The following is a 12956-nucleotide window of genomic DNA, read 5'->3' as shown; positions in this document are numbered from 1 at the left end:
TTAAAAGGTGGCAGACAGGCTAAAATCAACCCTTGCACCACTTATTTTATTGTTATAAAAATCCTTCTTTAATGGAAAGCCCAAGGTCAATGTGCCATACACATTCTTGTATCTGGCCTCAAAGCCAATACCGGCACTCATCAGTGTCCGATGCTCTGGTGCCGTCTCCCCACTTACAGTACCCCAATCAAAGAACGGGAAAAAGTAAAAGCGTTTTTCCTTATCCATTGGAATGTGGTATTCGATAGCGGCTGTCAGCCCCTTTTCTCCGCCTATGAAGCCTTCCTCATAGCCGCGAACACTGTTTACGCCACCAATGAAGAAGCGGTCCGAGGCACCAAGGTACTTGTCGGATGTAAACTGCCCATCCAACCTGACCTGCAAAAACTGGCCGGATTTATAACGGTTCTGCCAAAATGAATTGAGACGATATATTTTTGCTGTATCCGATCTTCCATTGATATCACTCCTTTTGGCAAATACAAAAGAATGCTTATGATAAAATACACTATTAGTTCCATAATGAGTGAAGGATACATAAGGAATAAACCGATTTATTTTATCATCCACCCAAGGCACCACCAGGCCGGTTCCATGGCCAAGCTCAGTTTTTGCCGTCTGATGGACGTATTGCAGGCCTGCTTCATGGCGGGAGCTTTCCGTCACACTAAAGGGTATCTGCCAGGTCAAAGAGAAGGAACTGGATTTACCCTGCACACCCAAGGGTCTAAGCTCACCATTAACAACCTCCGTATTGTTGCCGGCATAATCAAATAATAGCTTCATTCCTTTATTGGAAATCGGAAAGCTATAGCCCAGGGACCAGGCCTTGGTTCCCTGACTTCTAAGAAAGCTTGCCCGAAGCATATCCCGATGCCCCGTCAAGCTCCTCATATTATAGAAAATCCCCTGACGCCAGCGACCGCTGGATTCGTAGCCATCGTTATCAGTGTAAAGGGTTATGCTCTGATTTTTAGGCTCAAAGGCAACTATCTCATAGTCAGTGGTATTTTCCGCTGTACCAGGCTTCATCACTATCCTAAGCTGAATGTCATTAGTACCATGGAACCAGCGTAAATCTCGGTTCAGCTTGTCAGTATTGGCAATCTCACCAGTCTTTAGCCCAAGGCGATTAAGAATGTATCCATTGGTGGTGTGATTATTTCCCGTGATGGTAACATTTCCGGTCTTGCCCTCGACAAGCTGGATTTCTACAACTCCCTCATGAATGGTTTGGGGTGGAAGCACTGCGCCACAGGTCATGTAGCCCTTTTCCTTATATAGCTCCGTAATACGCTCCGCCATCTCCCGCAAATCCTTCAAGGTAATCTGCCTGCCGATGTAAGTATCAGCAACGGTTTGGATTTCGTCCGATGTCAATATTTCTGAGGTGTTCCAATTCACCCTTTTTAATTCAAAGCGTACTTCTGTAACAGCATCATCTGCTGGAGGTGCATCCTCCTTTTCTACCTTATTTTCCCTTGCAGCCTCGTCCTCAGCTATCTGTTCAAGAATACGCTCACGTTCCATGTCCCTGCGGTCACGTTCTATCTGTGCGCCGGCATCATATCCCCCCATGGATTCCGCTGAAACAGTTGCATTACTTCCCGCAATAACCCAAAGTGCAAGCGCGTAACAAATCATTTTAGATGTCTTTACCATATTAATCCCCTCTATTACAACAATCTATTAATAGGCACTCCTCTTATTATTTTTATCGTAAATTCAGCACTTTAATTTTAATCCCGGTTCATTGGGTCACACTTTTTATATACCTCTCCCTATATTAATATACGATGAAGGAAAGAAACTATTACATAAAAACACCGGAACAAATTGCTCAATGCAATCTGCTCCGGTGTTTTGTCACCTGTTTAAAATTCTATTCCTTTTTGTGCCTTGATTCCTTTTTGATACGGATGCTTTATCAGCTTCATTTCCGTAACCAAATCAGCCATATCTATGATTTCTTCCCGGGCATCACGTCCGGTCAGCACCACATGAACATCATCCGGACGATGGGACAGCAGCTCCTGTACCTCATCAACCCTAATAAGCTCAAACTTCACCGCATAATTAATTTCATCCAGAATTATCAAATCATAATTACCTGATTCAAGAGCTTCCCGGGCTGCCTGTAACGCCTCATGGGCTGCCTCAATATGCTCTGCCTTATCATCGGTTTTTCGTTGAAAGCCCTTACCCAGACGTCTCAGCTCGATACGGCCGTCAATTTCTTCCAGCTTTTTGATGGTTTCCATCTCGCCGTATTTCCAGCCACCTTTTATGAATTGCAGAATGAGAACCCGAAGTCCATCACCCCAGGCCCGTACAGCAAGGCCAAGGGCGGCGGTAGTTTTCCCCTTGCCATTTCCCGTATGAACGATAATTAAGCCATTTTTTTCTTCCATAGCTTCTTCTCCACTCTGTTAAAAACGTGAATATACAGTCCCACAATTACAAATACAGTAACACTCCAGCTTATTGGATACACCGCCATCAGCACCTCAAAGGTTGGGTACTCTGCAAAGATGGTATAAACGTAAAAAATACGGAACACGCAAACTCCCAGCATACAGGCAATGGCCGGAACCAGTGAATAGCCCACACCACGCATGGCTCCACTAAGGGTTTCAATAAATATATTAATTACCTCAAAGGTAAGAATATACCGGATACGTATTGCAGCGTATTCCAAAACTGCCGGATCGGCCGTAAATATCTCCGATAAAGGATAGGCAAATACTGAGAACGCAATACTAACAGATCCTGTAATAAGAGTACTGATACCAAGGGTTACCTTTATGACCCTACGGCAACGGGCAATATTCTTGGCACCATAATTCTGCCCCACAAAGGTGGTTGCCGCCTGAGAAAAGGCCTGCAAAATAAAGAAGCCCGCAAATTCAAAGTTCAAAGCAACTGCTGTAGCAGCCACAACTTCGGCCCCCAAATTATTTAATGCCACCTGAATAATTACATTTGAAAAGGAGAACACCATGCCCTGAAAGCCTGTTGGCAAGCCCACCTTGCAAATGTGAATAAGGATAGATCTGTCCACCCACAATTTATCGAATCTTAACTGCATTGGCCCCTTTTCATTGTGAAGCCAATATATCATCAGACTGGCACTGGCACAGCTGGCCATAACCGTAGCAATAGCCACTCCTTCAACAGCCATACCCAATTGGGTGACAAAAAACAAATTCAGCAGCACGTTGATTGTTCCCGCACATAGCATAGCATAAAGCGGACGCTTGGTATCTCCCTTGGCCCTTAAAAGTGAGGCGCCAAAGTTATACACCAGCATAATCGGTACGCCCCCCATTAAAATGCGGAGATACAACACCGCCTGCTCCATAATACCCTCAGGGGTATCAACCATGCGCAAAATTTCAGGAGCAAAAAACACACCGAAAATGGCCAGCACAATACCGCTGGTAACGGCCAACACAATGGATGTGTGAATGGTCTTTTTTATGCGCAGATAATCTTTGGACCCTATACGCATGGCGCAGACAACATTTGCACCAATTGAAAGACCGATAACCAGGTTCAGCATAAGATTGATGACAATGGCATTGGCACCAACTGCGGCCAAGGCTTCCTTGCCCACAAACTGACCTACCACAGCAACATCTGTCGCGTTAAACAGCTGCTGCATAATACTGGTACAGGCAAGTGGGATGGCAAATTTCAAAATTTTATCCCAGATGCTGCCCTCCAGCATATTTATACTTCCTAAAGCCAAATTACTTCTCTTCCTTTAAATGTTCTTCAAGCTTATCCATAATTTCAAAGGCCTGATCCTCGGTTACAAGGATTTCCCGTGGCTTGCTGCCCTGTGGCGGTCCCACAATTTTTAGCTGCTCCATGGTATCAAGGAGTCTGCCAGCCCGGGTAAAGCCAATGTGATAACGACGCTGGAAGCTGGAGGCAGAAGCATTACCGGTCTGCATAACCAGCTCTACGGCCTGACGCAGTAATTCATCAACACTGCTCTTTACCTTGGTATTGTCGCTTTCACCACCGTCGGCCTCCTGTTCAGCCTTATTTGTAAAATCAATAATCTCCTGATTAATTTCCAGCTTATGGCCCTGCTGTTTGATGCGCTCAACTAACAATTCCACATCAGCATCGCTGACAAAAGCGCCCTGAACGCGGGTAGCCTTTGGCTCGGTCTGAGGCTTAAAGAGCATATCGCCCTTACCAAGCAGCTTTTCTGCTCCAGCAGAATCCAAAATAGTTCTGGAATCAATCTGAGAGGTAACAGCAAAGGATATTCTGGACGGAATGTTAGCCTTAATAACACCTGTAATAACGTTTACAGAAGGACGCTGGGTTGCCAATACCAGATAAATACCGGCTGCACGGGCCTTTTGGGCCAGACGGCAGATGGCATCCTCCACATCGTGAGGTGCCACCATCATCAGGTCAGCCAGCTCATCAATGATGATAACTACTGAGGACATCTGCTTGTCCTTTTCCTCAGCATAATACTTGTTATAGGTCTCAATGTTCTTAACCCCGGCCTGGGCAATGAGGCCATAGCGCTTTTCCATCTCCTGAACGGCCCAATTAAGTACAGAGGCAGCCTTACGGGCATCAGTAACTACTGGAACCATCAAATGAGGAATATCGTTATAAACTGACAGCTCCACCATTTTAGGGTCAATCATGATAAACTTGACCTCATCCGGCTTTGCCTTAAAGAGAATACTGGTAACAATGGTGTTGATACATACAGATTTACCGGAACCGGTGGCACCGGCAACAAGTAAATGTGGCATATCCGCCAAATTCCCGAAAATAGCCTTACCGCTGATATCCTTACCAAATCCCACTGTCAGCTTTGATTTTGCCTCTTCAAAGGCCGGATTTTCCAATACCTCGCGAAGAGGAACGCTTTCCAGCTTGCGATTTGGCACCTCAATACCAATGGTGGAACGGTTCGGAATTTGCTCAATGCGCACAGATGTAGCTGCCATACTGAGGGCAATATCATCAGCAAGGCCTGTGAGCTTGTTGACTTTTACGCCAGGAGCCAGCTTAACCTCATAACGGGTAACGGCCGGACCATGGGTTGCTCCTAAAATGGTGGCATTTACCTTAAAATCCTTCAGGGTCTGGGCCAGGACCTTGGCCTTGGACTGTATTTCAGCCTCCAGCTTATCGTCCTTTTCCTTCACGACTTCCTTTAAAACATCCTTAACATCGGGAACTTCGTAAGGAGGCAATTCCACCTTTTCCTCCTCGGACTGCATCTGAGCACTTAATGCTGCCGCCTGGGCCAGTTTGTCAACCTCCTCAGCTGCAGCTGCTGCCCCAGCGGCCTTGGCTGTCTCGAGGGCAACTGCCTTTCCAGCAACATCAGCAGCAATATCCTCCTCATCTTCCGGGAGGCTCTGAGTAAAGGATGACTCTCCTTCATGGTCGGAGCTGAAATCAATCTTAAAGTCGCTGTCTACACTGTTGTCAGCTTCACCAGAATCAGCTTCATTGGAATCGGCTTCATCAGAATCAGAGATTTCCTCCTCATCCTCCTCGAAATCAGTTCCCTCAAAGCTGAAGGTTTCTGATTTTTCCTCCTCATCAGGCTCATCTTCCTCGTTAAGAAGATCATCAATGGAGGCCACTATCATCGGATCAGTATCATCCTCATCAGGTTCGTCAGCTGGTTCCAAAACAGTTTCCGTGCTTTCTTCGATTTCACTGACTTTTACTGTTTCAGACACATTCTCCCGTTGCTCCACAAGGAAATCCAAATCTTCCTCAGATTCCGGGGTATCTACCTTGAGGATGTTATCTTCCTCATCGTCAAAATCCGCATCCAAATTACCCTTTAACCGCCAATTGTCAAAGGTTCTTTTTCCCACCTTATTGGTGTGTATATTCTTATAGCCTGACGTATCAAGCTTTTTTAGATTTCTGTCCAAATTGCCTGCTGCTTTGTAGGCAAATTCACTGATATATTCTCCCCTATCGGAAGCAGTAGTTATTGAAGTTGTACCGGCCGCACCGTTTCCGCTCATATCCGGACTGTCAAACATGGCTTCATAAAGGCCTGTGCCGGTGCTCTGTGCCTCATTATTCACAGGCTCATGAGCAGGAATATTATTAACATACGGATTATCAAAAGGCTGCTGATTTGCCTTTGGAGAAGGTGCTTGCCAGGATGGGGCATTATCTCCCTTATTTAACTGAATAATTGGTTCAATATCTCCTGAGCCTTCCCCTATAGGAGAAACTGCCATGCTATACGAGGTGGCAGTGTTGTATCCCTGTCCATCCATATCCGGACCATCCATAAAGGAATCATCTCTGGTTTGGTCATAGAAGGAATTACGGCTCTTAAATTTCTGCACCTGTTCCTCCACATGGTTCTGAACCTTATTACCTACCTTACTTCCTACGGATTTGGCATTATCATATACCACCTCTGCCATATCCACGGCTACATCAGCGCCCTTTTCTGACACTGCCTTGGTGTTAAGAATTCCCTGTGCCAGAGACCATGGAGTAGCCAGTAAAATGGAACCGATAATAGCAGCAATAAACACGATAACAGTGCCCGCATTGCCCAATGGCTTATGCAAAATAAAGGCCAGTACCCCACCCATCAGGCCACCGCCTTCGGCCAGACTGGTTGGCAATATCTCAGAGCCAATTGGAATAACCATGTGATGGTATAACCCCAACAGGGAAATAAGAAGCAGCACTACGCCAATGGAGGTCTTATTAAAGCCCACCCTCTTATGCTTCATAATATTATAGCCACCCACTACCACAAACAGCAGGGCTGTTACCGCCGAACCAATGCCAAAGAAATACTTTAAAAAGCTGGCTACATAATGACCTATATAGCCCACATTTAAGCCAGCCAAACCGCACAGGGCAATTAGGCCAAAGGCCACAAACAAAACACCTATTATCTCAAATTTCCTGGTAGAAGGCTCTGTATCCACAACCTCTGTTTCAGGGCTCTTTTTTGTGGTAGTTTTCTTATTCTTAGCTTTATTTTTAGTATCCTTTTTCTCCTTCTCTTTGGAGGAGCGTTTAGTTACCTTTTTCTGCAAAATTTTCACCTCATGAAATGAATACGTCAGCATCAAATTTATTTGAAACACTAGTTTATAGTATAACAAAATCAGGCAAATAATAAAAGGCTTGAGAATATATCTCAAGCCTTACCCCTTATATTACGGTCTTTTTACAAATATTTAACTCCCGCCTGTATAACGAGCTTTAAGATGTCCCCCACCTCTTTAGGTGGGGGAAAACAAACTACAACAGCTGGTGAGCATATCTCCCTGCTCGTTGAAACGCTAATTGGAAGATTTTTGTTCTAAAGAAGAAAAATTTGAACAATGGCGTTATAAAAGTTAAATAGCCCTTTTGTAGTTTTTCAACTGATAAATTCCCGTAGGTAATGGCAGCTTATCATAGGTATTCCTAATGATTGCATGGAGGACCGCTTTTCGTGCAATACTGGTTTCGGGCTTGCGCCATTCCTCATAAAGCTTGTGGGTAACGTGATATGCTTTCAGCGTTTCCCGGGAATGAATCTGTATTTCAAAGGTCTGGCCGGATGGACTCAGAACGTTAAGATGAACCGACTTATATCGACCTTTATGGTTAAGATATTTATTGTCGATTTGATATAGAATGTACTCCTTTTCCTCAAGAAGTAACACCGTCTTACGAACCTTATCAGCCATTTCATCATGCTGAACCAGCTCTGTATAACGAACCAGGTCGCCTAATTCAGCCACATAAGCATAATCCTGCTTTGGGACTTCACCTGACAGCAGAGCCGCATTAGTAAGGCGTTCAATTTTTTTCTTTATGCTGGAGGCTGTTTTAATTGAATACTCCAACCCCACCATGGTAGTATTCAATTTATTGGCTATATCCAACATATCCTTGGTAATATATGGTTCCTTGGCTATGGCCATATTGTAAATCATCTGGGCCCGAGGCTGACATCCCGCTATAATATTATCCAGGGCTGCAGCACTACCGGAAACTACACCTTTATCAACGACATTACATAATGGCATTGATAAATTGTTCGTATTTGCATAAATCAATTCTTTCATCTTTTCACCCCTATTTGATCGCAGATGATTTTCCCTTTTCATCATTACATACGGACAGTATAGAGATGTATTACATAAGATTTGATTAAAATTAAATTATATTTCACTTAAAAATTATCCCAGCCACCTAATGATGACTGGGACATTTTTTAATCATTCTTTACGTTCTGTAATAGCTTCTGCTTTCTTCTTAAATCTTTCTGTCAGCCATACTACGCAGCAATAGAGTACAGGAATAAGGAATATTCCCAAACAGGTGGCAAACAACATACCACCTACTACTGCTGTACCCATACTGTTTCTGGCGGCAGCACCGGCGCCGCTTGCCAAAGCCAGTGGCAGACAGCCGATGATAAAGGCCAGAGAGGTCATAAGTATTGGACGAAGTCTGAGTCCTGCTGCTTCAATGGTAGCCTTTACAGGCTCCATTCCAGCATCCACACGTACCTTGGCGAACTCTACTATAAGAATGGCATTCTTGGCCGCCAACCCCATAAGCATGATAACACCAATCTGCATATAAACACTGTTTTGAAGTCCAGGATTTAAATATCCAAAAAAGGCTTCGGTATAAAGCAGCGTGAATTGAACAAAGAAAGCACCAAAAAGTCCCGTTGGAACTGTAAGCAATACGGAGAATGGTACACTCCAGCTCTCATAAAGAGCAGCCAGACAAAGGAAAACGAACACTACAGCCAGCAACATAATCTGACCAGTGGAACCGGAGGATTTCTTTTCCTCGCGGCTCTGGCCGGACCACTCAATCATAAATCCAGCCGGTGCCTTCTCCTTTACCAGCTCCTCCATGGCTGCAATGGCCTGACCAGAGCTGTAGCCATCAGCTACTGAGCCCTGAATACCAAGACTGCGGGCACCATTAAAGCGGGTAATTACAGAAGTAGAAGTGGAAAGTTTTGGTGTAAGAAGTGCATCCAGTGGAACCATGGCCCCATCCTTGTTACTTACATAACAGAATTTCAGGGCCTCTGATGCACTGCGGTATTGAACGTCAGACTGGAGCATAACCTTGTAGGTCCGTCCAAACTGTACGAAATCATTGACCTGTGTACCACCATAGTTTACTTGCAGGGCTGTAAACACATCAGAAAGATTTACGCCCATCTGTTTAACCTTTTCTCTATCGACATCATATTTGCAAATAGGAGAATCAATGGAGAAGGTACTGTACACTCTTGCCAGCTCCGGCCTCTGATTAGCAGCTACCAAAATATCCTTCAAGATAGTATCAAGCTCTTTATCCGTATGACCAGTTACATCCTGCAGCTCCATACTCCAGCCACCAACCATGCCCAAACCAGGCAGAGATGGTGGAAGGAAGCCCATGATTTGAGCCTCTGGATGATCCAAGCCCATTATATTTGCTTTACGGATGATAGAACCAATGGACAGTTCATCAGTAGTACGTTTTCCCCAGTTATCAAGACAGATAAACAAGGTGCCTGCATTGGATTTCGTACCAGATGAAAGTACATCATAACCAGAAACCTTCATGATATGTGAAATACCCGGTATATCCTTCAATTCATTAGCATAGGCATCCATAGTATCGAAGGTGCGGTTCAAGGAAGTACCCTCCGGCATGGTGACCGAAACGATGAAATAGCCCTGATCCTCATCCGGAACAAAGGTTGACGGTAGCTTCATGAAGAAAAAGCCCGCCAATACACAAATAACCAGCAATGAAATGACACCGGTTTTGGCATGGTCAATGAACCAGGCCACGCCACCCGTGTAGCGATTCTGGGTACGGTCAAACCAGTCATTGAAGCGGTCAAAGAACCTGTCCAGGAAATTTTTCTTGGCATTTGGATCATGCGGTTTCATTAATGTAGCACAAAGAGCCGGGGTAAGGGTCAATGCAATAAAGGCTGACAGTGCCATGGACACCACAATGGTCAAGGCAAACTGACGATACAGCACACCCGTTGTTCCCGAAAGGAAGGCTACCGGGATGAATACAGCCGACAGTACGAAGGCGATGGCCACTACAGGCCCCTGCACCTCATCCATGGCTTTTTCCGTAGCTTCAACAGGCCCCAAGCCATCACGTTTCATATGTGATTCTACATTTTCTATTACTACAATCGCGTCATCTACTACCAGACCTATGGCCAATACCATGGCGAACAGGGTCAGTGTATTGATTGAAAAGCCTAAAATTATAAAGCTGGCAAAGGTTCCAATAAGAGATACCGGAATAGCCAAAACTGGAATAAGAGTTGCCCGCCAGCTCTGGAGGAAGATAAATACGATGATAATAACCAGTGCCAAAGCCTCTTTAAAGGTCTGCACAACTTCACCGATGGACTCGGAAATAAATTCCGTGTTATCAACGATAGTAACATAGGTCATATCATCCGGGAATTCCTTGGCGGCTTCTTTCAGAACCTTCTTTACCTCACCGATGGTTTCCATGGCATTGGCATCATCAGTAAGCTTAATACCAAAACCAGCTGCCGGAGCACCATCAGTATCACATACTACAGAAGTATACTGAGCACCAGTCTCAATCCGTGCCACGTCCTTTAAGTATACACAGGAGCCATTGGAATTAGTCTTAATAATAATATTTCCGAATTCCTCTGGAGTTACAAGACGTCCTTCCAAATTGCCCGTATACTGCTTTTCCTGATTGGCTGGTGCCGGAAGCTGGCCTATGGTTCCAGCCGGTGCCTGTACATTTTGTTCCTTAATGGCACCTACAACCTGCGACACGGTAATACCCAATTCAGATAATTTATCAGGATTGAGCCAAATACGCATAGAATAGGTAGAGCCAAAGGTGGAAACCTCACCCACTCCAGAGATACGCTTAAGACTATCTACAATGTAGATATTGGCATAATTCATCAAAAATGTACGGCTAAAGGTACCATTTGGCGAAATCATGGAGAACATATAGGACATATCACTGGATGATTTTCTGGTGGTAACACCTGTCGCCTGTACATCAGAAGGCAAACTGGCATTGGCGATTGATACATTATTTTGTACCAATACAGAATCCATATCACCATCTGAACCCAAATTAAACCTTACATCCAGACTATATTTACCACTATCATCAGAGGTGGAAGACATATAGTCCATGCCCTGGGTACCATTTACCTGCTCCTCAATAACCTGGGCCACTGTCTGATTAATAACGCTGGCATTGGCACCAACATAGGTGGTGCTTACATTGACAGTTGGCTGGCTAATCTGAGGATACTGGGCAACTGGCAGGCTCAACCCAGCCAGTACACCCATGATAACGATTATAAGTGATATAACAATGGCGAAAATCGGGCGATGTATAAAAAATCGAGCCATAACTCCCGCCTCCTTATGACTTGTTTACAACGTCAGTTGATTCTTTCAGTGAGAAGCCCATCTCATCAGCTGTTACCATGGTAACATTGAGGTCCTTGCCGGACTGGAGATTGGTCAAGCCATCTACAATAACCGTGTCATCCTTCGTCAAACCGCTCTTGACGATGTAATAGCTGCCTACTTTTTCTCCCAATACAACCTTTTTGGATACAGATTTTCCATCATCGCCTACCACCAGCACGAAGGACTCCTCCAACAGCTGCTGAACAGAACGCTGAGGAACCAAAATTGCATTATTTGCTACTATATCCAGGATATTAACTCTGACAAACATACCCGGCAGCAATACAGCGTATGGATTGGAAAACAATGCCTTTATGGTAAGGGAGCCGGAATTATCATTGAAGGACCTGTCAGCGGCAGTAATTTTACCTTTTAACGGATATACAGAGCCATTTGACAAGGTAATGTTTACAGGAGGTGGCCCCTGAGCATCCCCCTGCTCTAATGTTCCTTCCTCCATGGCTTTGGCCAGAATATTCAAATATTCAGTTTCACTGACGCTGAACTGAGCATAAATTGGATCCAGGGAACCAATGGATACCAGCTTAGTGCTGCCAGCTGTAGCATAAGTACCCACAGCCACATCATCCACCGACAGCCGTCCGCTCATTGGTGCATAAACAATTGTATCATCCAGGTTTTCCCGGGCTTTTTGCACTGCTGCCCGTTGAGATTCAACAATAGCCTGATTGGCTGATACTTCTTCACGCTGATTGAACACTGCCTGCTCAGAAATGGCCTTGTCGGCAAATAACATCTCATCTCTGGCCAGTTCATCCTTGGCTTTTCTAAGGTCTGCCTCTGACTTATGGAGATTGGACTCAGCCTCTATAACTGCCGATTCATATTGTCTGGAATCAATTCGATATAACGGAGCGCCAGCCTGAACTTCATCGCCGCCTTTAAAATATTTCTCCATTACGCTGCCGGATACTCTGGAATGAACCTCTACATCATCAGTTCCCTTCAACTGCCCTGGATAGCTGTAGGATATAGGTGCATCCTGACAGAGAACCTTCATGGCTTTTACCTCGATTTTGTGAGCAGCCTGTTCGTCATCTCCACCACAGCCGGCAAATAACATGCTTGTCGCCAATACAAGGGAACTTAAAATTGCTCCCGCCTTTTTTCCATAAAACCCAATCACCGATTATTCCCCCTTCTTTCCATTTTTTTCTATGGCCTGACGATAAGGCTCTACATCTAAATCAACGGGAACTCCCATTGCGGTATCAAGTTCAGCTCTGCTGTAATTGTACTTATACAGTGCATTAATATAATCGCCCTTGGCTGCAACCAGCTTATCCTGTGCATCCATTACTTCCAGGTTAGTACCCACACCGGCATTATAGCGAACTACCTCAATACGGTAATCCTCCTGGGCTTTCTCCAAGGCTTCACGCATGGTGCCAATATTTTCCTCTGCTGCCCTCATATTAAGATATGCTGTGCGAACCTCCA

8 protein-coding genes are annotated in these 12956 nt (G+C 44.8%); all 8 read right to left on the bottom strand.

Going from position 1 to position 12956, the window contains the following annotated elements; all coding sequences use genetic code 11:
- Positions 1 to 1662 carry a ShlB/FhaC/HecB family hemolysin secretion/activation protein gene (locus tag ACKI5G_RS12100; RefSeq protein ID WP_407400705.1) on the bottom strand — a complete coding sequence of 554 codons (1662 nt, stop codon included), beginning with the start codon at positions 1660 to 1662 and terminating at the stop codon, positions 1 to 3.
- A gap of 212 nt (positions 1663 to 1874) precedes the next feature.
- Positions 1875 to 2411 (bottom strand): cob(I)yrinic acid a,c-diamide adenosyltransferase, encoded by a 537-nt coding sequence (cobO, locus tag ACKI5G_RS12095; RefSeq protein ID WP_407400703.1) that lies wholly within the window; start codon positions 2409 to 2411, stop codon positions 1875 to 1877.
- On the bottom strand, positions 2390 to 3751 hold the full coding sequence (locus tag ACKI5G_RS12090; RefSeq protein ID WP_407400701.1) for an MATE family efflux transporter: 1362 nt from the start codon (positions 3749 to 3751) through the stop codon (positions 2390 to 2392). Before ACKI5G_RS12090 ends, cobO begins: the two co-directional genes overlap by 22 nt.
- A gap of 1 nt (position 3752) precedes the next feature.
- Complete coding sequence (locus ACKI5G_RS12085) at positions 3753 to 7076, bottom strand: DNA translocase FtsK 4TM domain-containing protein (protein WP_407400699.1); 3324 nt, start codon at positions 7074 to 7076, stop codon at positions 3753 to 3755.
- Positions 7077 to 7382: 306 nt separating this feature from the next.
- Positions 7383 to 8099 carry a hypothetical protein gene (locus ACKI5G_RS12080; RefSeq protein ID WP_407400697.1) on the bottom strand — a complete coding sequence of 239 codons (717 nt, stop codon included), beginning with the start codon at positions 8097 to 8099 and terminating at the stop codon, positions 7383 to 7385.
- 153 nt (positions 8100 to 8252) lie between these two features.
- Positions 8253 to 11432 (bottom strand): efflux RND transporter permease subunit, encoded by a 3180-nt coding sequence (locus ACKI5G_RS12075; protein ID WP_407400695.1) that lies wholly within the window; start codon positions 11430 to 11432, stop codon positions 8253 to 8255.
- A 13-nt stretch (positions 11433 to 11445) separates the two neighbouring features.
- A complete protein-coding gene (locus tag ACKI5G_RS12070; protein WP_407400693.1) occupies positions 11446 to 12642 on the bottom strand; it encodes an efflux RND transporter periplasmic adaptor subunit in 1197 nt (398 codons plus the stop codon).
- A 3-nt stretch (positions 12643 to 12645) separates the two neighbouring features.
- Positions 12646 to 12956, bottom strand: a 311-nt coding sequence (locus ACKI5G_RS12065) for a TolC family protein (protein ID WP_407400691.1), incomplete at its 5' end; no start/stop codon positions are given.

The organism is Anaerovibrio sp., assembly GCF_045637405.1.
GTDB lineage: Bacteria > Bacillota > Negativicutes > Selenomonadales > Selenomonadaceae > Anaerovibrio.
This window is presented reverse-complemented; position numbering and strand designations above follow the sequence as displayed.

What these genes read in the sequence shown, in the direction of transcription:
- ACKI5G_RS12100 (WP_407400705.1), bottom strand. Translation starts at nt 1,662, where the DNA reads ATGGTAAAGACATCTAAAATGATTTGTTACGCGCTTGCACTTTGGGTT.
- cobO (WP_407400703.1), bottom strand. Translation starts at nt 2,411, where the DNA reads ATGGAAGAAAAAAATGGCTTAATTATCGTTCATACGGGAAATGGCAAG.
- ACKI5G_RS12080 (WP_407400697.1), bottom strand. Translation starts at nt 8,099, where the DNA reads ATGAAAGAATTGATTTATGCAAATACGAACAATTTATCAATGCCATTA.
- ACKI5G_RS12075 (WP_407400695.1), bottom strand. Translation starts at nt 11,432, where the DNA reads ATGGCTCGATTTTTTATACATCGCCCGATTTTCGCCATTGTTATATCA.